This window comes from Leptospira kanakyensis (assembly GCF_004769235.1).
Classification (GTDB): Bacteria; Spirochaetota; Leptospiria; order Leptospirales; family Leptospiraceae; genus Leptospira_A; species Leptospira_A kanakyensis.
The window spans coordinates 1,411,436-1,434,196 of the sequence record NZ_RQFG01000005.1; the positions used below are offsets into that span (position 1 = coordinate 1,411,436).

Annotated in this window: 24 protein-coding genes; 13 read left to right on the plus strand and 11 right to left on the minus strand. The window is 37.9% G+C overall.

Translation table 11 applies throughout. The features are described 5' to 3' along the window. Positions 1–7: 7 nt before the first annotated feature. Both EHQ16_RS07350 and EHQ16_RS07355 read right to left on the minus strand, forming a co-directional pair. Positions 8–1,045 (minus strand): zinc-binding dehydrogenase, encoded by a 1,038-nt coding sequence (locus tag EHQ16_RS07350; protein WP_135634273.1) that lies wholly within the window; start codon positions 1,043–1,045, stop codon positions 8–10. Further along, a complete protein-coding gene (locus EHQ16_RS07355) occupies positions 1,042–1,647 on the minus strand; it encodes a hypothetical protein (RefSeq protein WP_135634271.1) in 606 nt (201 codons plus the stop codon). The genes EHQ16_RS07350 and EHQ16_RS07355 overlap by 4 nt, the downstream gene beginning before the upstream one ends. 98 nt (positions 1,648–1,745) lie before the next feature. Between EHQ16_RS07355 and EHQ16_RS07360 the strand changes: the two genes are divergently transcribed. The 7 genes from EHQ16_RS07360 (at position 1,746) to EHQ16_RS07390 (ending at position 8,980) form a co-directional block, all read left to right on the plus strand. Beyond that, positions 1,746–2,564 (plus strand): adhesin OmpL37 family surface protein, encoded by an 819-nt coding sequence (locus tag EHQ16_RS07360; RefSeq protein ID WP_135634269.1) that lies wholly within the window; start codon positions 1,746–1,748, stop codon positions 2,562–2,564. Positions 2,565–2,566: 2 nt separating this feature from the next. Beyond that, positions 2,567–3,229 (plus strand): rhomboid family intramembrane serine protease, encoded by a 663-nt coding sequence (locus EHQ16_RS07365; protein WP_135634267.1) that lies wholly within the window; start codon positions 2,567–2,569, stop codon positions 3,227–3,229. Next, positions 3,229–4,671: an MDR/zinc-dependent alcohol dehydrogenase-like family protein gene (locus EHQ16_RS07370; RefSeq protein ID WP_135634265.1), complete on the plus strand. Its 1,443-nt coding sequence runs from the start codon at positions 3,229–3,231 to the stop codon at positions 4,669–4,671. Before EHQ16_RS07365 ends, EHQ16_RS07370 begins: the two co-directional genes overlap by 1 nt. 4 nt (positions 4,672–4,675) lie before the next feature. Continuing rightward, positions 4,676–7,126 (plus strand): hypothetical protein, encoded by a 2,451-nt coding sequence (locus EHQ16_RS07375; protein WP_135634263.1) that lies wholly within the window; start codon positions 4,676–4,678, stop codon positions 7,124–7,126. Then, positions 7,123–7,545, plus strand: coding sequence for an NUDIX hydrolase (locus EHQ16_RS07380; protein ID WP_135634261.1), 423 nt, complete (start codon positions 7,123–7,125; stop codon positions 7,543–7,545). The genes EHQ16_RS07375 and EHQ16_RS07380 overlap by 4 nt, the downstream gene beginning before the upstream one ends. Next, on the plus strand, positions 7,538–8,683 hold the full coding sequence (locus EHQ16_RS07385; RefSeq protein ID WP_135634259.1) for a carbon-nitrogen hydrolase family protein: 1,146 nt from the start codon (positions 7,538–7,540) through the stop codon (positions 8,681–8,683). Before EHQ16_RS07380 ends, EHQ16_RS07385 begins: the two co-directional genes overlap by 8 nt. A 99-nt stretch (positions 8,684–8,782) precedes the next feature. Then, positions 8,783–8,980 carry a hypothetical protein gene (locus tag EHQ16_RS07390; RefSeq protein ID WP_135588290.1) on the plus strand — a complete coding sequence of 66 codons (198 nt, stop codon included), beginning with the start codon at positions 8,783–8,785 and terminating at the stop codon, positions 8,978–8,980. Here EHQ16_RS07390 and EHQ16_RS07395 read toward each other — a convergent pair. Continuing rightward, positions 8,977–10,107 (minus strand): hypothetical protein, encoded by a 1,131-nt coding sequence (locus EHQ16_RS07395; RefSeq protein WP_135634257.1) that lies wholly within the window; start codon positions 10,105–10,107, stop codon positions 8,977–8,979. The two genes, EHQ16_RS07390 and EHQ16_RS07395, sit on opposite strands and share 4 nt — an antisense overlap. Then, complete coding sequence (locus EHQ16_RS07400) at positions 10,104–10,724, minus strand: hypothetical protein (RefSeq protein ID WP_135634255.1); 621 nt, start codon at positions 10,722–10,724, stop codon at positions 10,104–10,106. The genes EHQ16_RS07395 and EHQ16_RS07400 overlap by 4 nt, the downstream gene beginning before the upstream one ends. A 67-nt stretch (positions 10,725–10,791) precedes the next feature. Here EHQ16_RS07400 and prfA point away from each other — a divergent pair, with 67 nt between their 5' ends. The 3 genes from prfA (at position 10,792) to EHQ16_RS07415 (ending at position 14,220) form a co-directional block, all read left to right on the plus strand. Beyond that, the gene (gene prfA, locus EHQ16_RS07405; RefSeq protein ID WP_135634253.1) at positions 10,792–11,853 is read left to right on the plus strand and encodes a peptide chain release factor 1; all 1,062 of its coding nucleotides are present in this window, start codon (positions 10,792–10,794) and stop codon (positions 11,851–11,853) included. Between the two features lie 80 nt (positions 11,854–11,933). Then, positions 11,934–13,628 carry a S8 family serine peptidase gene (locus tag EHQ16_RS07410; protein ID WP_135634251.1) on the plus strand — a complete coding sequence of 565 codons (1,695 nt, stop codon included), beginning with the start codon at positions 11,934–11,936 and terminating at the stop codon, positions 13,626–13,628. Positions 13,629–13,638: 10 nt separating this feature from the next. Next, positions 13,639–14,220, plus strand: a complete 582-nt coding sequence (locus EHQ16_RS07415) for a hypothetical protein (RefSeq protein WP_244241968.1) — start codon at positions 13,639–13,641, stop codon at positions 14,218–14,220. A gap of 21 nt (positions 14,221–14,241) precedes the next feature. Here the strand turns inward: EHQ16_RS07415 and EHQ16_RS07420 are convergent, their stop codons facing one another. From EHQ16_RS07420 to EHQ16_RS07430, 3 genes are read right to left on the minus strand one after another with little or no spacing between them, the layout of a single operon-like run. Then, entirely contained in the window at positions 14,242–15,852 is a 1,611-nt protein-coding gene (locus tag EHQ16_RS07420; RefSeq protein ID WP_135634249.1) for an ATP-binding protein, read from the minus strand. Beyond that, positions 15,849–16,454: a chemotaxis protein CheX gene (locus tag EHQ16_RS07425; RefSeq protein ID WP_135634247.1), complete on the minus strand. Its 606-nt coding sequence runs from the start codon at positions 16,452–16,454 to the stop codon at positions 15,849–15,851. Before EHQ16_RS07425 ends, EHQ16_RS07420 begins: the two co-directional genes overlap by 4 nt. A gap of 1 nt (position 16,455) precedes the next feature. Next, on the minus strand, positions 16,456–16,815 hold the full coding sequence (locus EHQ16_RS07430) for a response regulator (protein WP_135634245.1): 360 nt from the start codon (positions 16,813–16,815) through the stop codon (positions 16,456–16,458). An 84-nt stretch (positions 16,816–16,899) separates the two neighbouring features. Here EHQ16_RS07430 and EHQ16_RS07435 point away from each other — a divergent pair, with 84 nt between their 5' ends. Continuing rightward, entirely contained in the window at positions 16,900–17,397 is a 498-nt protein-coding gene (locus tag EHQ16_RS07435) for an MORN repeat-containing protein (RefSeq protein WP_135634243.1), read from the plus strand. Here the strand turns inward: EHQ16_RS07435 and metF are convergent. Then, positions 17,362–18,249, minus strand: a complete 888-nt coding sequence (gene metF / locus EHQ16_RS07440) for a methylenetetrahydrofolate reductase [NAD(P)H] (RefSeq protein WP_135634240.1) — start codon at positions 18,247–18,249, stop codon at positions 17,362–17,364. The two genes, EHQ16_RS07435 and metF, sit on opposite strands and share 36 nt — an antisense overlap. A gap of 12 nt (positions 18,250–18,261) precedes the next feature. After that, positions 18,262–19,077, minus strand: a complete 816-nt coding sequence (locus EHQ16_RS07445; protein ID WP_135634238.1) for an SDR family NAD(P)-dependent oxidoreductase — start codon at positions 19,075–19,077, stop codon at positions 18,262–18,264. A 59-nt stretch (positions 19,078–19,136) separates the two neighbouring features. Here EHQ16_RS07445 and EHQ16_RS07450 point away from each other — a divergent pair, with 59 nt between their 5' ends. Next, positions 19,137–19,892, plus strand: coding sequence for a biotin--[acetyl-CoA-carboxylase] ligase (locus tag EHQ16_RS07450; RefSeq protein WP_135634236.1), 756 nt, complete (start codon positions 19,137–19,139; stop codon positions 19,890–19,892). Beyond that, positions 19,893–20,684: a type III pantothenate kinase gene (locus EHQ16_RS07455; RefSeq protein WP_135634234.1), complete on the plus strand. Its 792-nt coding sequence runs from the start codon at positions 19,893–19,895 to the stop codon at positions 20,682–20,684. Here EHQ16_RS07455 and EHQ16_RS07460 read toward each other — a convergent pair. Continuing rightward, entirely contained in the window at positions 20,673–21,323 is a 651-nt protein-coding gene (locus tag EHQ16_RS07460) for an SGNH/GDSL hydrolase family protein (protein WP_244241969.1), read from the minus strand. The two genes, EHQ16_RS07455 and EHQ16_RS07460, sit on opposite strands and share 12 nt — an antisense overlap. Then, positions 21,320–22,756 carry a glycosyltransferase family 39 protein gene (locus EHQ16_RS07465; RefSeq protein WP_135634232.1) on the minus strand — a complete coding sequence of 479 codons (1,437 nt, stop codon included), beginning with the start codon at positions 22,754–22,756 and terminating at the stop codon, positions 21,320–21,322. Before EHQ16_RS07465 ends, EHQ16_RS07460 begins: the two co-directional genes overlap by 4 nt. Between the last annotated feature and the right edge of the window lie 5 nt (positions 22,757–22,761).

Here is a 22,761-nt window from a genome sequence, read left to right on the forward strand (position 1 = left end):
CCAAAACTTATAATTCTGGATTGATGATGAAGCGAATTGGGTTTCCCTTTTTTTCTTCCAAAGCATGCAAATATTCATTGGTATCTTCTAGTTTATGGATCCCGCTGATGGATTTGGTAAGACTTAACTTTTTATCCTGGTAGAGTTGGATGAGTTCTGGGATTGCTCTTCTATCGGAACCATAAGATCCTGTGATACGAATTTGCCTCTCGATTAGAAAAAACGGCATAGGAATTTCTAGTTTGTTTCTGCCAATTCCCACAAGGACAATACGCCCGCCACGATTCATGGCCCGAACGGAATTTTCGATGTTAGGCATATAACCAGAAAAGTCGCATAACAGATCGATCCCGCCAGATTTCTCTTTTAAAACTTTACCCACTTGCATGTTTTTTTCCACAAGTATCAGTTCGTCGGCCCCGTAGGCTTTTGCGTTTTCTAAAGACCCACTATCAATATCGACTGCAAATATTCTTCCGGCTCCCAATGCTTTTGCGATGGCAACTCCGTGGATTCCCAGTCCTCCGCATCCAATGATGGCAACAGTGTCACCAGGTTTGATTTCGCCTTGGTATTTGACGGCATGGTAAGGAGTTGATACGGCATCGGCAAGAATGGCCCCTTCCGTAAATGGAATTCCCTCAGGTAAATGATGGAGGTAACGTTCTTCGATTTGTAAGTATTCGGCAAACCCACCTCTTTGATTGAAACCAAGGACTCCAATTTCTTCGCAAAGATTTTCACGTCCCGCCAAACAGTGTTTACATTTTCCGCAGGAAGTTCCTGCGCTGACAACGACTCGGTCGCCTTTTTTGAATTTGGTGGTTTGTTCTCCAACTTCTTCCACAACGCCAGAAGTTTCATGGCCAGGAACACATGGAGTGTAACTCGCCTTCATTTTACCATGGAGAACCAAATGGATGTCGGATCCACAAATACCACAAGCTTTGACTTTGATTTTTACTTGGTTGGGTAGGAGGGGAGGGAGATCTAATTCTTGAATTTCAAGAGACCTTGAACCTTGAGGGAGAACTGCTGCTTTCATTGAAAAATTCCATCTAACTCCGATAACATGTCACTCGCATCAGTTTCATTCAATTGTTCTAACGTGATTTCGATTGTATCCGTGAGGTAGTATTTATAATTTTTATATGTAGATAAAAACTCTTTTAAATTTTCTTTTTCTTCTTCTGTGAGTCTGTTTTCCATATTGAGTTTGCATAAAGCCAAAACTCCAAAGGCAGACTTCAGTTCATCCAAGTTGGATGCGATCGTAAACAATTCGCGGATGTCTAGTTCTGCAAATGTAGGAAGTAAATCAGAAATAAGTTCCATAGCACCAATGGGAATGGCTCGGTCGAGAGATTTGACATAATTCAGTAAAACTCGATAACTTTTGGAATCACCCACATAAGAGAGAAGATAAACCATTCCTGAGAGTAATGATTTATGGTACCCCCAACTCAGTCGACCTGAGTCGGCTTCTCGAATGATTTGGTAGATCAAAGCCCAAGTATTTTTGTCACCATCGGCTGCAAGTTTCATCAAATCTAAAAGACGTGATTCCCAGACCGGTTGGTTCATTTCGGATTTCAGGAGGTCAATGGCTTCCAAAGGGGAAGTTGGTAGTGTTCCTAACTTTTGCACAGGTTCCTCTCGACATAATTCTAGAATATGAGACGTATGTGTCTTTTCTTTTTTATCATGCTAATGTTTTCTGTGTACGACCGAAACTATTTTCATAGATGAAACGTTTTTCGGTAATAATATTACTCTTCCTCACAGCAATCGGAGAGATGACACCGGACCAGTCCAGTTCCAAAGCTACCCAGTTAATTCGTGTTAGCTACGGACTTAAGGACAACTACGAGTTTCTACGCATTTTGAATTCCACTATTAGCAATCGAGGGACGGAAGACCAAAAAAAGTATTTCAAACGTTGTGTCCAACACCATATTGAATCAGAAATTCTCCATTTGCAAATGGACTTAGGGCGATCCTATTCCGAACTCAGACGGACACAAGGGCTTCTCATCCAACTTTATATTTTTGTTCTCGAAGACGAAATTGAAGAATTGGAAATTGAATTAGGCCGATTGGCTAGGCTTGCGAATGGAAAAGAAAAAACGGAAACCAAATCGTACCTTCGTTTGGGATATCGTGAAATAGCCGTTGCTAAACAGAAATTACTCGTGGGTAAAAATATCCGACCGTATCTGTATCTGATGAAACTCCAAGAATTGGCTTATTCTTTAAAGTCTCTCAAACAAGCAGAGAAGTACATTGTCCTTCTTGGGTTGTTACATGATTCTGTTGATGAATTTGATAAAGAAACTCGAACTTTTGCAGAAATGGTGTTTGAGGTGAATCGGATCATTTTCACTGACCGTGAAAAGTATTTACGTTTGCTCTATGATAGTCATTTTGATTCCTACGGATCCTTGGACTATTATGAACTCATTTGGAAACAACCAGATTTACATGAGTTGGCATCAGGGATTCCTGGATTTGATCCGTCCTATGTAAGAAATCCAGAAGAAGCCAAACCACCAAAATTTCAATAGTTATGCGATCATTCATTTGGGAATTTCCCCTCACTGCTGGATTTTCTTTATTCTTATTTTTATTGTATCCGATCGTTTCGATTTTTTTTCCAGATTTGGTCGGGGTGTATTTTATTGCCACACCTGGTGAATTTGAACCCATCAACTGGATTCTTTCTACCTTCTTCCATGGATCGGGTGCTCATTTACTTTCCAATTTATTTTTCCTATTACTGCTTGGTCGCGTAGTGGAAAATCGAGTTGGTAAGGGAAGGTGGTTATTATTTTACTTTATGGCTGGTTTACTTTCCGTGTTAGGCGATGCTGTGGTAAGAGGATTGATTTTGGGTGATCGAACTCCAATTGTGGGAGCCAGCGGTGCCATTTCTGGTTTGGCATCGGCAGCAACTTTACTTTCTCCGTTTCGTTTTCCTTTATCCAAAACAAAATCCATTCCTTTTCCGGTATTTTTATTTGGTTGGATGATGGTTTATTCTGATGTGACCAATTTGTTTGCCAGAGATCAGGTGGCACACTGGGCACATCTTGGTGGTTTTTTCTCAGTCTTTGTTACGAGTTATTTACTTGGAGATAAAGAAAGGCGAGAGATCAGGCAGGGCTTTCTATTAAACTTTACCTTTTTTACATTGACTATCATTCTTCTTTTTTTTATCAACAATAGGTAATGAACTTAAAATTTCGAGCTAAGGATTACAAATCCGATGACTCGTTTGAATCCGCAGAATACGAGTATTTTGGCAATGAAACTGAAGGATGGGAAATCAAACGGAATGGCCAACCCTACCTACATTTAGGCCCCGGTTATATCCCCCTCAAAACCATTTCTTGCGGTGTATGTTCCACTGACATAGACCGGCGTTTTTTACCTTTTCCTTTGCCCCAAATCATCGGCCACGAAGTTCTCGCGGAAGGTTTAGGTGAAAACCAGGGCAAACAATTTGTAGTCGAAATCAATGACACCTACGAAGCCAGGGGCGATCAAAATCCGGACCAATTCTGCAAAGAAGGAATTCCTACACATTCCCCAGAAAGGCGAGTCCTTGGAATCGATAGACTTCCTGGCGGCTTTGGCCCCTATATCTTAGCACCAGTCCATGCTGCCATTTCTCTCGAAGGAGTTTCGCCCAAAGCAGCAGTTCTCATGGAACCATTTGCAGCGGCCGTGCAAGCCATCCTTGCCTCACCTCCCAAATCCGGTGATCATGTAGCAGTACTTGGTCCTCGCAGATTGGGAAGTTTGATTTTAGCTGCACTTGCTTCTTATAGAAAAACCAACAATTCTGATTTTCGCATAACGGCAATCACAAGGCATGACCATTTGGTAACCTTATCAAAATCTATGGGAGCAGACGAGGTTGTTGATCTTCGCAAAACAGACATTAATAATCTGAAAGGCCAATTTGATATCGTTTACGACACAACTTCGACTACCTCGGGATTTGAATCGGCACTTCAAATTGCCAAAAGAGAAGTTCATTTAAAAACAACTAACGGCCAAGTGATGGCCGGGATCGCACATTTGACGGAACTAGTGGTCGATGAACTTTCGATCCTACCTTATTCAGATGCAAATGCACTTTTCCATTGGAAAAAAGAAAATCGTAAAAACCAAACAGTATTTGTGTTTGCTGGTGTTTCGGAGGTCATCAAAGAAAACTTAAAAAAACAATTCACTGTTTTTGAAGGAAGTTCTTCTGATGCTGAAAACATTCTAAACTCGGAAAAATTTTCTAATCGTTTGCCTAGATTTGATCTGGTGGTTGTGTCCAATCCAGAAGAGTTGAGTTTGTCAATTCGGCCAAATTCAAATCATGAAAATTCTTTGGTTCGTCCAAGAGGAGCCATCCTGGTTGATACTACCAAAGGAAACCAGTGGACAGAAGAAACAAAACTTGTTTCAAAGTTTTTTGCTGAAGGAAAAGAAATTCATAGTTCCCGTTGCGGAGATTTTCATATGGCAATTTCTTTACTCCGAGAAAATCCAGAAATCACCAAGGCATTAGAAACCAATTTGATTTCACATCGTTTTCCTTCTGATCAATTGGAACTGGCTTATGCAACAGCAAAAGATCCTTCCAGTGTCAAAGTAGTGGTCGATTTTAATTAAGTTTATGACAGAAGAAAAACAAATCCATACATCACTTGGCCCCGTCCTTGTTCCGGTAGAGGATGGGCTTTGGGAGATTGATCTTACACATCTCAGGATATTTTTTGGTCTTTCGATTTTATCTCGGACCATTGGCGAAGAGATTGGAAACCAATTGCATTCTCTCCCAGGCGATTTGTCTTTCACATACAAAATCAATCCTAATATCAATCATGAGTTGGTTGATATGCACATCCAACATGTGCAAGTATTTGCAAGGGCAGGGATTTTAAAAGATTGGGTATTGTTCCGGGAAGAATTTGAAGAAAATTTACGTTTTGTATTTGGTTCATTCCAACAACAGTCTGTAGCAAAAAAAATTCACCCAGAGTTTTACGGTGAAGATCCTAATCGAAATGCTTCAGTGGCTCTTTTATTTCCATTTGAAACCGAATTTATCCACGATTCTGGTTACTACATTTTAATGGAAAGAGTTGCCAGTCAATACCGGATCGGTGATTTTTTTCTTCGCATAACAATTGATACGCAGGAAGACGGATGTTTGAATTTAAAGAATATCAAACATGAAATCATCAGTGATGCACATACAAGGACTTATATTGCTGGTGCTTCTAAAATCAGTGAATCACTCAGTACGGGAATCATCAACGCAGCCCAAAAAGGGGAAACTTTTTACGAAGAGGAAAATAGTCATTTTAGTAAGGTATTTTCACAAATTGAAAAAACCCCTTTAGGAAAACTCACGAATATCAATTTTTATTGGGAAGAACAATACCGAAATTTGATTTTGAGTTCGGATCCAAGTGTCCCTCTATCCATTCTTAAAAAATTGTTTCTTCTATTGGAAGATTCTTCTGCTTCTAAAAAAATCAAAGAAGGAAATACAATCCGCGCTGTGGTTGGAAAGGTTTCTGTTTATGTAGACCTTTCCCGTTTGGATCGTGTTCTTAATTTTAGTATCAATGGAAAACGAACCTTACTTGATTCAACATTTTATTTGAAACGAATGCCTCTTTTGGAAGAGATTGCCAATGGCAAAGGACATACTTATAATTTTGATGGTGTCCATGTTTTTTTAATCCACCACATCACTTCGGAAATCATTTCGCTCATTGAAACTTTTAGAAGACTAAAGGTTAGTTCGTTAGATGTCGCCTTTGTAAAGTATGGTGGGAATATTCCACCTGTGTATTTGGATATTTTGTTAGACATTCCGACAGAAACCTTCTTCATGGCGGGTCTTGAGTTCAAACTTACAAAAAACAATACTCCATATTATGGTGTATCCCCTTTGTATAGTGCCTTTGATCATCATTCGACTTTTCGTCACAAACTAGAAGATGCTAAGTTAGGATTTTTTGATGCCATGCGAAGATTGGCCATATTTTTGTTTTTAAACAAATTGTTGTCCATCATTTCCAAAAATGGAAAAATGCTTTTGATTGAAGATGGGGGTTATGTTGCTCCTATTTTGAACGAACGTGCATTAGACGGAGTTTCTTTTGGATCTGTTTTGGATGAATTTTGGGTAGAATCAAAAGATAATACATTCAGAAACAAACCATTCGGTGAAATTTTAAAATCTTATGTGATTGGAACGGTAGAACATACCAGAAATGGATATGATCGTTTGGTCAAAGTCAAAGAAGACAAAAAAGAATTATTTTTACCGGCTTTTTCCATTGCCATTTCAAAAGAAAAAACTCAAGAAGAATCAAAGGAAGTGGCTCGTTCGATTCTGAATGCTTTGGACAATACTTTACATGGAATTGGGAAGGTTTTATCCAAGAGAAAACTTCTTCTTCTTGGATCCAAAGGAAACATCGGTGGGTTTTTGAAAAAATATCTAATCGGTGGATTCCTGCACGAAAACAATTTAGATATTTTGGAAGTAGATAAAAAGTTCGATTCTGAATCCCGGTATGTGAAATCAGATTTTAATCATATTTCTGACCTTGAGTTTGCCGAAATAGATTTAATCATTGGTGTGACTGGTGAATCCATCATTTCACCAAAAACATGGGAATCTTGGATTCTGAATAGCAAACACAAACAATTGTTCCTTGCATCTGGTTCCACAAAAACAGTCGAGTTTGCTGATTTTATCAAATGGATAAATGAACTCAACCTTTCACAGAATCCAAAGTTAGGTGGATTAGATTTAAAAATTTCTTTTCATAGGATTTTAGACCCGCAAACACAAATGGATTTAGGTTCACGGATTCTATTTCAGATACCAAAAAAAGAAATTGAAAAAGAAGTTTTTCTAATCAGTGACGGAAGTCCGGTAAACTTTTTGTTTTTCGGTGTTCCTACAGAATCAATGGATCCAATCATTTCACAACTTGCGAGTGTATCTTTAGGAATGGTGAATGATTATAAATCAAATGAACTGCCAAGTGCAGATTTATATGCAGTTGATCATCAAATCAATGTTTGGGGAAAGTTTTTGTGAGTAAACATGGTTTTTTTCAAATCACTCAGAAGTTGTTCCTTCGTAATGGAGAAAACTTACTCGTTTTACGCGATAGGAAGTCCGGCCATGGAGACCTTCCCGGTGGTAGAATGAATGAAGATGAATTTTTTTCTGATTGGTCTGAAAGTATCTTTCGTGAGGTTTCTGAAGAATTGGGGGAACAAATTAAAATTGATGTCAGCCCAGATCCAATTTTTATTCATAAACATATGGTAAATGAGGGGAATATCCCTTGTGTCATTGTTGCTTATACCGCCAACTTACTTGCTGGAGATATTCAATTATCAGAGGAACATGACTTTATGGACTGGGTAAATATCAAAACCTTTGATCCATCTAAACTTTTTTCGGAGTATATGTTGGAAGCAGTCCAACTTTATTTAAAAAAATATGCATAATTTATATGTTCCACCTTATAAAATTCTTCTATTTATCGTTTTGTTTGGATTCGGTTTTTTTTCCGCATCATTATTAAAAAATGATCAGACCAACTTACCGAAGTTTGATATTCCTAAACCAGACATTAGTTTTGATTTTAATATTAATTTAGATTTCAATTTTAGCAAACCAGAAGTTGACGAAGAAATTACAAAACCAACAGTTCCATGGACAGAAGTATCCATACAAACAAACGGAACGGACCGAAAGTATGGAAATTTAGTTGGGATTCAATTGGTTTTAAAACCAGAAGATTTTGTAAAAGAAGATTGGTGGAAAGAAAGAATCGAAGAAACTTTAAACAAAGGTAAATCTTCGGGAATTTTTGATCGAAAAACTATTGTTATCTTTCCTGAACATACCGGAACGGGTTTGTTGTATTTAGATGAAAAATCTAGATTTATCAATGCAGATTCCTTGGAATCGGCTTTAAAAACAAAAGGTGAAAATTTTACAGTTTCCGATTTGATTTATCTAAAAGCAGAAAAAATGGCGGACATTTATGTTCGAGTTTTTTCTGCTTTGGCGAAACAATATAACGTTCCAATTTTAGCCGGTACCATTATTTTACCAAATCCAAAAATCATAAAAGGTAACTTGGTTCTTGATCCGAAAGGCCCATTGTATAACGTAGCTATTCCTTTTTCTGCTGATGGGAAACTTATGGATCCTCTGGTTAAAAAATCAGTTCTAGCAGAAGAAGAAGTTTCCATCCTTACGCCTGGAGAACCAACTCAGGATCGAGTTTGGATTGTTCCTGGATGGAAGGTTGCCATTTTTATTGGTCAGGAAGTTTTTGATTCTAATCTTTACAATCGCCTTGTTGGAAAACCAATTGATGGTTTGATTTCCCCTTCTGCATCGTATCCAAATATAAAATGGCAAAACCTTGATTTAGAAGATTCTAATGTTTGGAAACGGGAAGGGATGGCAAAATACATCAAATCGACGAAAGCCCAAGACCTTGTCCAAGTGTTTATGTCTGGGCACTTATTTGGAAAATCTTGGAATGGGAAAACATTTAACCTCCGGGACTTTTCCAATGAAGACCAGGTGGGATCGGTAGAAAGCCCTACAATCTTAAATTTGTACTTTTAGTTTTCTGGGGATTGTTCTGATTTTTTAGATTTTTAATTTTAGTGCCGGGCCTAAAATCGATTTGACAGGGCATTCCTTTCCCCAAAAATTTTCAGAGTTATGCCACAGAAGTCCCTTCCAAAAAATGAGTTCTATGTAAAATGCCCTTTGTATTCTAAAGGACTCTCTATTTGTCCTAGTTCCAAAGACCGTTTACAGACAGAGGATTTAGAAAGGCTGACTTCACATTGTATCACTGATACTTATAAAACTTGTGATATCTTTTCTGCGAAAAAAGAAAAGGAACAGGCAGCCTAACCATCACTCAGTTTTCTTACTTTTTTGAAATAATCGTAAATCATCCAGTCTTCTGCTGAAAAATTAAGGTCATCTAACACAAGTTCTCCTCGTTTACTTTCGTAAACGATTCTGTCACCAGCGACTCCCCACAATCTTTCAATAAAAAATGGAAAATGTTCCTTTTTTCCTGAGACCTTCCATTTCATTGGTTGGTTGGGATCGTTTTGGTTGGTGGCGATAAATTCATCTTTTCCACTCATTCGCCAGGAAAAAGCTTCTCGAGTGACAATAGGAATTCCTCGGTTGATTGATGGATTTTTCCCTTGGTGGTAAACGACTTCTTTTAAATAGAGGTCACCGATTTTTCCACCGACAACATATCCGGAAATTCCGTTATTATAATAAAATCTAGGAAGGACGATGTCTTTCGATAAAAGATTCACTCGTTTGGATTCTAAGTTTAAAAAAAATAAATTGTATGATCCGCCAATTCCTGACCATATCAAAAATTCATTACCAATCGATGTTATGTGAAAGTGTGTTTTTAGTTTTGGATAAGGAGTAGGAAATACATCCCCTACAATATATTTTTCTGGTTTAGAAGTTTTGCCTGTTTTTTCGACAAACAATTGGTTTTCAAAAAAATACAATAACAAGTCACCTGAATTGGTAATGGCCATCCCTGTTTTACAAGGGATATGAACAATGGACTCATGTTCCAATGAAGAATCAGCAGTGGAATAACCAAATAAGGCACATCCACCATATTGTTTTAGCGGATATTGAACCGCCACAAAATTTCCGTTAGCTGATATCTGTATCGAATCTGGTCTTAGTTTTAATTCAATGGAATTTCGACTGTCATTTACCAAATCTTTAAAATATAGAGTTTTGTTTTCTGTCCAAATGATTTTGGTTCTGTCTTCGGAAAGTGCAAATAAACGAGGTTGGTTTGGTTTATTTTTGGATAGGACTTCTGAAGTAGGGCGATTGGCTGAGAGCCTATCTTGTAATAGAGCTAGGGCTTTTTCGTATTTTTCTTTTGAAATTAAATCTTCAATTTCCGAGACTAAGGATTCATGTTTGGATTGGCAAGAGAAAAGAAATAAAACAAAAACAGAGATTAAAAAAGAAAATAACTTCACTGAGACTCCAAAAATTCTCGAATTTCTTCGGCATGGATTTCTTTAGAAAATAACTCCATAGCAGTTTTGCCAACACGTTTTGTATCGTAATAAGCAAAGGTTCCTGTCACAACCGCGCCTCCGATTGGGATCCAACGAGCAAATTGTTTGCGGATGATGGATTTGGATATCATTAAACCCAATTTTTCCAAAACAGTTTGAAATGCCCTAACGGTTGTTGGGCGAATTAAAATTTTTAAGGATGATTCTTCGATGATTTTTCGAAATACTTGTGCTCCTCCATGTTTAAAGAGGCAATAGAGTAACAATTCTTTTGTGACCTGGACTTCCTTCCCATAAAGGGCAGCTATGTCCAAAATCAAATGCCCTTGGATACGGTACACCAAAAGTAACTCAGGTAGGATACTCAGAATCCCCAAAGGGCCAGGAGGAAGGGAACAAGTGGCACTGACGAGCCCTGACTTAAAAGAAGCATTTTGAACCAATTCTTGGATGAGATTGTCTGGAGGTTGGATTGTGGGCGCATAAGGACTTCTGTAGTCCTCTAGACCGGCAAATAATTCGATAAGACCCTCTAAAAAACCTTTGGATTTGACCTGAGATGGTGTTTCGTTCACGGGTTTCTGAATTCCTCATTAGATTTTGGTTTATCAAAAACAGGCATTCTATATCCTTTCCATAGACATGATAGATAGATTGAAAAAAATTCAAGAAAAATACCTGCGTATCGAGGATGAGCTCGCCAAAGCCACCGCATCCGATACATTGAAGAATCTATCGAAAGAAAGATCTCGCCTAACGCCCGTATACACAAAAGCTGATGAATATTTAAAAATAACTAAAGATTGCAGTGATGCAAAATCACTTCTTGAATCCGAAAATGATCCTGACATGCATGCCATGTTGAAATCGGAAATAGAAGTAGGTGAAAAAAGGTTAGAAGAGTTAGCCAAAGAACTCGAAATCATGTTATTACCTCCAGACCCAAATTCTGGAAAAAGTATCCTTGTAGAAATTCGTGCTGGAACAGGTGGAGAAGAATCCGGATTGTTTTGTGCCGATTTATTCCGTATGTACAACAAGTATGCTGATAAACAGGGAATCAGAGCAGAAATCATCGATGCCAGTCCGACGGGGATAGGTGGTTTTAAAGAAATTGTATTTTCATTAGATGATGATAAAGCCTATGATTTATTTAAATTTGAATCGGGCACTCATCGTGTACAAAGAATTCCAGAAACGGAATCTGGCGGAAGGATTCATACTTCGGCAGTAACGGTTGCTATACTTCCAGAAGCAGAAGAAAAAGAAGTAGAAATTAGAGAAAGTGACCTTAGGATTGACGTATATCGGTCGTCAGGTGCTGGTGGGCAGCACGTCAACACAACTGACTCTGCTGTTAGGATCACACATATTCCTACTGGCATTGTAGTTGCTTCCCAGGAAGAACGTTCTCAAATTAAAAACCGTGATAAAGCAATGAGGGTTTTACGTGCGAGGATAGTTGACCAAATGGCGGATGCCGCAAAACAAAGCGCAGATGCTTTGAAAAAGGCACAAGTAGGATCAGGAGATAGATCAGAACGAATTCGAACGTATAACTTTCCGCAAGGACGTTGTACAGATCATAGAATTGGTTTTACAAGTCATAATTTGCCAGCCATAATGGAAGGTGATTTGGACGAATTGATTGATGCTTTAGTACAAGAAGACAGATCCAAACGATTGGCAGAAGCAAAAGCGTAAAAATCTTTCCAAATTTTCTTGGAATTCGATTGATTCGGGCCGGTTGAATGTTATATAAAGTAGGTCAGGAAATTTCTTAAATGAATCAATTGAAAAGTATAATCTTTCCCCTTCTTTTCGTAAGTTTTTTATTTGGGAATTGTAAACCTGTCGATGACAATGATCCATTAAGCGATAACCTAGTTTATTTTCTCCTTTTGAATGCAGTAGCCAATGGGAGAGAAGAGAACTGTTTTTTTTCTCCGGTTGGTAGTGGAGATGCTTTATATAATGATCAGTGGCATTTACGAAATGTTGGCCAACTTGGTGGCACTGTTGGTGAGGATGCCAATGTCAATACCATTTGGAATCAAGGAACTTCAGGAAACCAAGTCATCGTAAGTGTTGTCGATGATGGTCTGGACATTCGACATGAAGATCTTTCTGCAAATATTTCCGTCACAGCTCGCGGATTAAATCTTCTAAATAGTACAATTTATCCCACACATTCTTATTCTACAAGTTTCCATGGAACTGCTGTTGGTGGAGTGATTGCCGCTAGAGGTAATAATGGGGTTGGTGTTCGTGGAGCTGCCCCCTGCTCAAAGTTAGTTGGTGTAAATATTTTAGAAAAATCTACAATTTATTCTTCTGATGAATATAGGGCTATGATCAATGAAGCGGCCCGTGTTTCCATTTCTAATAATAGTTGGGGTTCACCTGATGGATATGGTTGGCTTTGGCCTGCAAGTTCTCTTTGGCAACAAGGTGTGAAAGAAGGTTTACTCACTGGAAAAGCCGGAAAGGGATCTGTTTACGTTTGGGCTGCTGGAAATGGAGCCAACGGCGGAACCGTTGCTTCCCCAGTTCTTGTGGACAATGCAAATTACGACGGTCAGGCGAATTTTTACGGTGTGATGGCCATTGGTGGGATCGGTCAAGATGGAAAGAAGGCCAGTTATTCAGAATCAGGTGCTAATCTTTGGGCTGTAGCACATACACAAGGAAACAATGCATCTGCCTATACCACTGCTATATCGACAACGGATGCAACTGGCGGTTTTGGACTCAATACGGGAGCTAGTTCAGGAGACTATTCCCAGCCAAGTTATACAAAAAAATTCAATGGAACTTCATCAGCGACACCTTTGGCAGCTGGAGTGATTGCTCTTTTGTTAAGTCAATATCCAAATTTATCATGGCGTGATGTAAGAGAGCTAGTTGCTTATTCTGCCAGGCAAAACGACCCATCAGATACGGATTGGAGTACGAATGGAGCCGGTTTAAATATCAATCATAAGTATGGTTTTGGTGCAGTAGATGCTACAAGTTTACTCGCAAGGGCTGGTAATTGGACTCCCATCACAGCCATTTCTTCTTCTACTACTTTGGGAGCCCTCACACCAAATACACCCATACCAGACAACGATGTAGGTACAGGAGCCACAGTAAACTATCCAGTGAGCACCAGTTTTTCTTATACGGAATATGTTGATCTCGAATTTACTTCGAATCACACGTACTTTCCAGAGCTGTATATCTTTGTCACTTCACCGAGTGGAACTATCAGTTTGTTAACGGAACCTCATGGTTGTATTAATCCATATAGCAATACTTTTTGTTCATCAGGAAACACATCCATTGCTACAATGACAGGATCCTCCACTTACCGATTTGGGATGGCTCGAAATTTAGGAGAGAATCCTAATGGAACTTGGATCATTCAAGTTTTTGATGCGAGTGCTACCGATACAGGATCGATTAATTCAGTTCAATTACGAATTTATGGTAGGTAAACCAATGGTTATGGTAAGATCTAAAAACAAACTTTTGAATTATCGGATTTTCCTCCTAACATTAGCTTGTTGGACTTTTTTCCCAGTTGGGGCCGAACCAAAAGACCCTCCTAATTCGATTACCTTTATTGAAGGTGGAGTTCGCAAAACATTCTATCGAAATCCAAATGTAATGGCTGAGTTTGTGACACCAGAGCAAACACAGAACAACCAACAAAAAATCCAAGGAAAACAGGGAATCAAATCCGGGTGGAATGTTCGACCTTCAGGAAAGGAACTTTTTCCAAAATCATCTAAAACTTCCGTTAACTATAAAGTAACGGAAGTATATACCACTTCTATCGGTTCCGGCCCAAGTATTGTTTTACCTGGAGTTTTAATTGTTACCTTTGCAAGTGACCAAACTCCAGAGTCTTTGGAACGAATCTCTAAAAAGTATGGAATTCAAATTCATAATCAGTTATCACCTAGACTTGTAAGTTTTCAAACGGAACCAGGATTTTTGTCTCTAGAAAAAGCCAATGAAGTTCTTTCTGAATCGAATGTATTGGAAGCTTATCCAGATACAGCAGTTGAAAAAAGTTCAAAATAGTTTCGCATAACAATCAATTAACTACATTGCTAGATAAAAATACATCAACTTCAAAATTTCCTGTTTTCTGACTGGTTTTGATACGTAAGAAGTAATCCCGGCTAAAAAACTTTTGCTAATATCCTCTTTTTGAACATTAGCAGAAATAGCAATGATAGGGATGGAATTTGTTGCACTTGTTTGGTTGGCTAATTCAATTTTTCTAATTTCCCTCGTTGCTTCTAACCCGTCCATTTCTGGCATTTGCATGTCCATTAAAATGATATCAAATTTTTGAGATTTAAAATATTCTAAGGCTTGTTTCCCATTATAAGCCGTAATAATTTCAATTGGGTATTTACGAAAAAATGTTTTAATGATAAAAATATTTTCTTCTGAGTCTTCTGCTAACAGGACTTTACATGTTGGAAAATGTTCAGGTTCTGGTAGTTCTAAATTCAACCAATGTTGGTTGATTCCTGATATACGTTTGATAAAACCTTCGTATGGGATTTCGAAAATAAAGTTGGATCCGGCACCAACTTCGCTGACTACAGAAATGTCTCCACCCATAAGTTGGATTAGTTTTTTTGTGATGGTAAGTCCAAGACCGGTTCCACCATACTTTCTAGTAGTAGAACTATCAACCTGCGTAAAACTTTCGAAAATGGACGTTAGTTTTTCTTTTGGAATGCCAATTCCTGTGTCTTTAACTGAAATTTTTAGATTTTTTTTATTTTCGCATAACGAAGTAGTAACGGTAATTCTGCCTTTTTCCGTAAACTTCATCGCGTTACCTAGTAAATTGATAAGAACCTGTTGTAGTCTTGTGGAATCTCCTGCGATACTTTCTGCAATATCATCTTCTACATTAAATTCAATTTCGATTCCTTTTGCTTTTGCTTTCATAAAAAACAAAGAAACTGTTTCACTCATTAAATTTCGAATAGAGAAATGGATATGTTCCATTTCAAATTTACCTGATTCGATCCTAGATAAATCTAATATATCATTAATGATATTGAATAAAGCTTTTCCCGAATTACGAAGCACAGTTAAATATTCTTGTTGTTCTTCAGTTAACTCTGTTTCATTTAAGGTGTCTGTCATTCCAAGAATTGCATTTAGAGGTGTTCGAATTTCATGACTCATCGAAGCTAAAAAATCAGTTTTTGCCTGCGATGCTTTTTGGGCGTCTACTTCTCTTTGGTTGGCTAAAGACATCTGTTCCCGCAAAAGTTTTTCTCGAACCACTTGTTGCGAAACATCAGAAATTTGAATCATACAAAAACGATCCGTTTCGTCTTCTATGGAAATCGGAATGATATGTAAGTATTGATAAATTCTTTCATTTAGTTCTCTTTTTTTATCGTTATCATAAAGAGGAAAGGGAAAAGGATTTAAGGTATGGGTTAGAATCGAGTATTGAGAATAATGCAAACAAAGTTCGATCGATTTAAATGTTCGTGTATCTTTTAATTCAGGGAAAATTTCTAAAAAAGGAGAATGTTCTAGTTCTGTTTCTTTGAATCCTGAACTTTTTAAAAACCAACTATTGGCTAAAACAATATTGAGGTTTTGATCCAGAATTAGAATACCAATTCCAGATTTTTTAACTATTGTTAATAGGTGTTTTTCACTAAGAGAATTCACTGTTTTAACTTTTCAATGAGTACTCTAGAAAGATTTTTGATACTATCGAAATTTAAGATAAAAAATATATACCCTTTGATATCTTTACCTTTTAATTTATAATCAATAAAAACCAAAAGGATTGAATTGTCTTTTTTCGGACTTCGTTGGATGATTAGATCCTCATACCTACCCGCAAAAAATTCCGGTACATGAGTTTCTATTTTATAATTAGAAAGTTTTGCTAAATTTGATAAAATTGCATTAAGAATGATATTTCCTATTTCACTGAGCGCATCTTTTTCAAATTGAGACACTTCGTTTAATGCAATATAATCTTTCATCATCATTTTAACTATTTCCAAACTAGCACTTTTGTGGAATAATAAGAATGCTGATCCGTCTCCAATTCCACCAACAAACTTTTGTTCAATTGTGCACACATCTTGATTTGCAAGATGTTCTATATTTTTTGCTTCTTCCGCTGTGATGAGTTGTAAACTTGGAACTGTAAGTAAAATTTCATCAGAAATCATTTCCCCCATTAATTTTGCGGCCCCACCCAAACTGATGTTGAATAATTCGCATAACGAGTCTTTTTCTAGAGGTGATAAAAAATTCATGTTAGTCCAAATGTGGGAGGATTTTTTCTGGTGATACAGGTTTTTCTACAAAATCAATACCTATCGATTTGGCTCTATTTTTGATCGCATCTTGTATGTTAGCTGTTACTAAAATGATTTTTGTATTTTGATAACTTTTTCTTAACTCTTCTGCCAAATCCAATCCAGAAAGGTTACCAGGCATATTTTGGTCTAAACTAAAAAAGTCGATATTTTTGTGATCGGCTACAAGGGTTTTGGCAGCATCGGCCGAATCTGCCTCCAGAATTTCGCAATTTGGGAATTTATCTAAAATAATTTTTCGGATCATCAAACGAGTGACCGTGCTATCGTCTACGATTAGCGCTTTTTTTTGTGACATATAGATTGCCTTAATACCGAACTTGTTTATATATGAGATTGCACCTATTAATTGACGGAAAAAATACCTTATCCCCGACCATACATGCGATCCAAAAACTTTATATTTTTATTTTTATACCTCTTTTGCTTTTGTAAGTCGAACCAAAAAATCTGCGAGGGGGAAAATTGCAGAACGGGAAAGTTTCAGGTAACCTATGAAAATGGTGATCGTTTTGATGGTGAATTTTTAGAAGATGTCAAACACGGTTCAGGAACTTATCATTATTCCAATGGTGATATTTTTGAAGGTGAATACCAGTTTGGATTTAAAGAAGGATCAGGAATTTATCGTTATGGGAATGGGGATCGGTTCATAGGATTTTATTCCAAAGGAAAAAGAAACGGTTCCGGAAAGTATATCTTCGCAGATGGACTTGTGTTAGAGGGGAACTGGGAAAACAACCAATTGCAAGGCCAAGCAAAGATAGTAAATGCAAAAGGAAGTCTGGTTTTAGAAGGAATTTGGAAAAACAGTCGGTGGATGGGTATCACACCGACTTCTCCCTCAGCCAATAGTATCGAAATTTCGAATCCCGAGTGATTCGTATATTTTCCTTGTCGCCTTAGATTTGTTAAGCGTATACATATGAATGCCCGCAATTTTATGATCTAATAAATCTCTGACTTGTTCTGTCGCCCAATGGATTCCCACATTTTCTGCATAAGAATCATCTTCCGCACGGGAAAGAGATTTCAAAAGTTTTGCGGGGAAACTTGTCCCTAAAGACAACTCAGCCATTCTTGCCATTCCTTTTATGGAAGTGACTGGCATAATTCCAGCAATGATGGGAACTTTGATTCCCGCAATTTCACATCGTTCTACAAAATCATAAAAGTAGTGATTGTTAAAAAACATTTGTGTGCAAATGTAATCGGCACCTTGGTCTACTTTCCATTTTAGGTATTCAATTTCTTTCAGTCGATTGGGGGTGGAGGGGTGTCCTTCTGGAAATCCAGCGATTCCAATTCCCATTTTTGGAAATTCCTTTTTGATAAAACCTACGAGTTCCCCGGCGTAAGCAAAACCGTTTTCCGTTTGTTGGAATTCAGTTTGTCCTTTTGGTGGATCTCCTCGGAGGGCCATGATATTGTGGATTCCACTTTTTTCGTACCGTTTAAGGATTTCTTTGATTTCATCTTTGGTTGAACCAACACAAGTAAGATGACTAACAATTGTTAACCCTGTTTCTTCTTGGAGTTTTACCACTAAGTCGTGGGTAAGGTCTCTTGTCGATCCGCCAGCCCCATAAGTCACACTGACATAGGCTGGGTTCATTTGGGACAATTCTTGGATGTTTCGGAACAAATCCGCTGAGGCTTCCTCATTTTTTGGAGGGAAAAACTCGAAGCTGATGGTTGTTTGTTTTTTACCGAGTACCTGAGAAATATGCATAAAACCTATCCTCTAAACAGGAATATTTTTCTCAAGTCCCTTGTTTGCCAGAAGCCAACCTTTTGATGCTTTTGTTTTCACTGCTAACCAGAGGGAAAATTTTGGAAACAAGGCTGGAAGGATGACAATCGATGCGCGCAAATAGGATGGAACCATCACTTCTCCTGGATTCTTTTTAATGGCATAAACAATGGCGTCTGCAACCTGAGGGGGTTCAATCACAGGGGTAAAAAGGGAAGGTTTGACACCATCAATCATTCTTGTATTCACCATTGTAGGACAAATCCAACTAACACCAATTTGTGTTTCATAAAGTTCCATTTTTAGAGCTTGGGAAAAACCAACCATGGCATGTTTGGTTGCCGAGTAAGTCACCGTTCCTTCTGTACCAAACTTTCCAGCAATACTTGCTAAATTGATAATTGCAGCTTCTTTCTGTTTTTTTAAGATCGGAAGAGAGAGATAAACCAATTTCATTGGAGCATTCACATTGATTTGGATGGCTTTACTCCAAACAGAAAAATCCTTACCTTCATAAGCGCCGCTCGGTGCAATCCCTGCGTTGTTGATTAAAATTTGATATTCTAAACGTTTTTTCTGGATTTGTTTGATCAGAGATTCGATATCTGATTCTTTAGAAAGATCACAAGCGAACCCATAAAATTTTCTACCGTAAGATTCTACTTTGTTTTGAATTTCTTTTAATAAGGGTAATTTGATATCAACACCTATAATATCATTCCCTTCTTTTGCCAATCGTTCTGCTGTTAAAGCTCCGATTCCCATGCCACAACCAGTGATAAGAACTGTATTTCCGGAAAGTTTCATATCTTAAAACTAAGTGATTTTTTACTATCGTCAATCGGAATCGAATGAGAAATGGACGCATGGAATATAGATTGTTAAAAACGGAATTGGGTCATAGACTTCCGACTGTCACATCCACAAACGAATGGATTCGTGATGTTTCGATTCCCTTTGGATCTTGGGTGATTGCTGACGAACAAACTGCAGGTAAAGGCCGCGGGCAAAATGTTTGGCAATCGTTAGGCGAAGATCCTCTGATTTTTTCAGGTAAAATCAGGATTTCGGCCGCAGAAATATCCCTACCACTATTATCTATTTTTGTTTCTTCTGCTGTATTAAAAACAATCTTTCATTTTTTCCCAGAAAGAGAAACAGATACCACGGTGAAGTGGCCCAATGATATTTATCGTAATGATAAAAAAGTGGGTGGGATTTTGGTTCAGTCTGAATTTATCAACGGGGTTTTTGATGTGGTGGTGGGGATCGGTCTCAATTTTTTTGGAAATTCAATACCCGAAATCATAAAAGACAAAGCTACTTTTTTGTCCGAGAAACCACTTGAGGAAGGAGTTTTAGAACGATTTGCAAATCAGCTCATTTTAGATCTAAACCAATCTGTGATTTCTTTACTCGACCAAGGGCAGGTTTTAAAAGATTTAGTTTGGATTGAGGATCATTCCTTATTAAAACACAAAGTCATTGAAACCGAATGGCAATCGAGAATGGTTCGTGGTCGTGTTTTGGGAATTGATGAATTAGGATTCCTTCTCATTATGACGGAAACCGGCGAAAAGATTGAACTAATGGACACCTCACCAAAATTTCGGATTATATAAATGTCAGAATCACCATTATTATTAGTAATCGATGTAGGAAATACAAACACCGTATTTGGTGTGTTTCGTGAAGGAGAAGATACTCCTGACTTTCATAAAAGAACAGTCACTCGAAGAGACAGAACCTCTGATGAACTTGGTCTTTTTTTAAAAGGATTTTTGACCCAAGAAAATGTAAAAGCAGATCGGGTAAAAAAAGCGATTTATTCTAGTGTAGTTCCATCTTTAAATCCAATCGTAGAGCGAATGTTAGAGGATTGGTTTGATGTAAATCCTTTACGTGTGCATTACCAAATGAATCTCAATTTTGGAATTAGTTACCCTCGTCCTTTCGAAATTGGAGCCGACCGATTGGTGAATGCTTCCTACTGTGCAAAAACATACCCAGGAAAAAAAGCCATTCTTGTAGATTTAGGAACTGCTACCACCTTTTGTGTGATTAGCGAAAAACCTGAATATGTCGGCGGTGTGATAGCTCCCGGCCTTAAAATTTCAATGGATGCTTTAACACGAAACACGGCCCAACTTCCTCCTATCGTATTTGGATCACCAAAACGGGTGTTAGGCGAATCAACAGTTGAGTCCATCCAAGCTGGGTTTTTCTTTGGTTGGATTGGCCTTTTGAAAGAAATTGTAAGAGCGATCAAAGAAGAACACCCTGGAGATTATGTAGTTGTTGGGACTGGTGGTCTTGTTACCACCATTCACGCTTCGCATAACCAAGTGTTCGACGAAATAGATCCAATGATGACTCTAAAGGGACTCAAAATCCTCGCGGATTTAAATTCCTAATATTTTTTTTCGATAAGCCTCACCCATTAGTTCGTATCCAATTTGGTTGGGATGGATGGGGTCAGAAATTGGGTATAAGGGAAGGTTTCCAGAGTAGGATTCAAAAATAGACTCGATCTCCACAATTTCAATTGTAGGTTTACTGGTTTTTAATTGGCGAAGGGTTTGGTTGTTCGTTCGAATGGTTTCTTGAATGGAAGCCATATTGGTCAAAGGAAGGGCGGTGAGTATCGCTTTTGAGTTCTGCGTAGATTCTAAATGAGAAATAAGTTTGTTGGTTCTCGACTCAAATCCACTGGTTCCATACACCATGGCATCGTTAGTTCCTAACTCAATGATCCAAAGATCGGTTGGAATTTCGTTCATTCTCTCTTTATTTTGTAACCAATCTTCAGTTGTGTACCCCGCCACTGAAATGTCTGTGACTGTAAATTCGGATCCAAGTTTTGATTTCAGTCCAAAACCATCCGACCATTGGCCTAAAGAATCTCCTACGATGGTGATGCGGCGTTGCAATGAAAATCCTCCAAGAAGCGATAGATATTGATTGGTTGGTTTATCAGAATGATAACAATCCATAATGAAACTGAAACTTATGAAAAGAATGAATGTGGTATTGAGAGAAACCAACGTTTTCATTTTTTTGTGTACACAATGGTTTTATAGTGTAACCAATGATTGCCTGGAACAGGAATTTCCCATTCCTCCTTTTTCCAGGATGATTTTTTTAAAAAATCTTTGATCACGGAATTCATCAATTGGTCATCATAAAAAACAAAACTATCTCGTGACTGAATGGTTTTGATGTATGACTCAGAAGGAATGTCCAATTCTCCTGGAATGAATTCCAAAATATCGAGGTCAGGCCTTTTGTTTCTTAAATCGAAATAGGGATCGGGTAGGGCCTGTAAGTAAACCGATTTTGAATGCGCCAAACTCATTTCTAAATTTTGGAAATGTGATTCTAGAATTTTTTTGGAATCAGTTTGAAACCAATGGATATGATTTGTGTAAAGTAAACTAGAAAGAGATAATAAAACTCCTAAGATTGCTAACTTAGAATCGATTCTTTTATTTTCGTATAACAAGGCCATACCAAATGCCAGTGGAAATAAAATATGAAATACATACCATCCTTCAGACGAAGTATACAATGAGACCAAGACCGATAGGATCCATATCCAAAACAAAATCCATTTTTGGTTTAGTTTTCCCGAGTTTTTCCATGATTGATAGGAAAGGGAAATGAGTAGAATGATTTCCGTTAGGATCAAAATCAAACGTATCTTTGCAAATCCAAAACCAAAGGAAAATACTTTCACTTTATCAATCAGAGTAAAGTTTCCGAGTAAATTTCGTTTCCTTGTGAGTTGAGCTCCGAATTGGATTTCAAACCAATTCCAATTTGGATGGATATAATACAACCAACATAGGATCGGTAACATTCCACCGAGTAAAAACCAAGGAATTGATTTTAGACCGAAATTTTTCCATACTAAAAATGCGGTTACAAGTCCAAAAGAAGCACCGATAGGATGCGACAAAGAAGAAAGGGAAAGTGATACTCCCGCTAAAAAAACGAAATATACTTTCGATTTATCTTTGTTAGTTGCAAATAATAGACTTAAAATAAAGAAAAAAGCTGTAAGCCCTTCCATTCTGGCGGCCGTTCCAAAACGAAAGAGGAGAGGTTCCCAAAGAACACTTGCAAAGGCAATTTGGCTTGCAATAGGGGAAATGGATTCTCTGCGTAATAGTATATAAAAACCAACTGCAGTGAGATAAACGATAAAAACATTTGCCAGGCGAACCGTTGTTAGTGTATCCGGGAAAATCGATAAGGACAATCCGGAAAAGAGGAAATATACTGGAGGCATCCAGAGAGTTTTGGATTCCATGCCGGGAATGAGGCCTTTTAAAACTTCAGTTTGTAAATGACCACCACGAGCTAAAGATAAGGACGGGGAGAAAAACAAAACTTCGTCCGGCCAAACAACAGGGAATACATCCAAGTTGATCCAAACCTGGAAAAAAAACAAAGCGGAGATAATGAGAAACGAGGCGTAAGCCACGTGAG

Coding starts and splice junctions, on each gene's coding strand:
- EHQ16_RS07350 (WP_135634273.1), bottom strand. CDS start 1,045: ATGAAAGCAGCAGTTCTCCCTCAAGGTTCAAGGTCTCTTGAAATTCAA.
- EHQ16_RS07360 (WP_135634269.1), top strand. CDS start 1,746: ATGAAACGTTTTTCGGTAATAATATTACTCTTCCTCACAGCAATCGGA.
- EHQ16_RS07365 (WP_135634267.1), top strand. CDS start 2,567: ATGCGATCATTCATTTGGGAATTTCCCCTCACTGCTGGATTTTCTTTA.
- EHQ16_RS07370 (WP_135634265.1), top strand. CDS start 3,229: ATGAACTTAAAATTTCGAGCTAAGGATTACAAATCCGATGACTCGTTT.
- EHQ16_RS07375 (WP_135634263.1), top strand. CDS start 4,676: ATGACAGAAGAAAAACAAATCCATACATCACTTGGCCCCGTCCTTGTT.
- EHQ16_RS07385 (WP_135634259.1), top strand. CDS start 7,538: ATGCATAATTTATATGTTCCACCTTATAAAATTCTTCTATTTATCGTT.
- EHQ16_RS07390 (WP_135588290.1), top strand. CDS start 8,783: ATGCCACAGAAGTCCCTTCCAAAAAATGAGTTCTATGTAAAATGCCCT.
- prfA (WP_135634253.1), top strand. CDS start 10,792: ATGATAGATAGATTGAAAAAAATTCAAGAAAAATACCTGCGTATCGAG.
- EHQ16_RS07410 (WP_135634251.1), top strand. CDS start 11,934: ATGAATCAATTGAAAAGTATAATCTTTCCCCTTCTTTTCGTAAGTTTT.
- EHQ16_RS07415 (WP_244241968.1), top strand. CDS start 13,639: ATGGTAAGATCTAAAAACAAACTTTTGAATTATCGGATTTTCCTCCTA.
- EHQ16_RS07425 (WP_135634247.1), bottom strand. CDS start 16,454: ATGAATTTTTTATCACCTCTAGAAAAAGACTCGTTATGCGAATTATTC.
- EHQ16_RS07430 (WP_135634245.1), bottom strand. CDS start 16,815: ATGTCACAAAAAAAAGCGCTAATCGTAGACGATAGCACGGTCACTCGT.
- EHQ16_RS07435 (WP_135634243.1), top strand. CDS start 16,900: ATGCGATCCAAAAACTTTATATTTTTATTTTTATACCTCTTTTGCTTT.
- metF (WP_135634240.1), bottom strand. CDS start 18,249: ATGCATATTTCTCAGGTACTCGGTAAAAAACAAACAACCATCAGCTTC.
- EHQ16_RS07445 (WP_135634238.1), bottom strand. CDS start 19,077: ATGAAACTTTCCGGAAATACAGTTCTTATCACTGGTTGTGGCATGGGA.
- EHQ16_RS07450 (WP_135634236.1), top strand. CDS start 19,137: ATGGAATATAGATTGTTAAAAACGGAATTGGGTCATAGACTTCCGACT.
- EHQ16_RS07455 (WP_135634234.1), top strand. CDS start 19,893: ATGTCAGAATCACCATTATTATTAGTAATCGATGTAGGAAATACAAAC.
- EHQ16_RS07460 (WP_244241969.1), bottom strand. CDS start 21,323: ATGAAAACGTTGGTTTCTCTCAATACCACATTCATTCTTTTCATAAGT.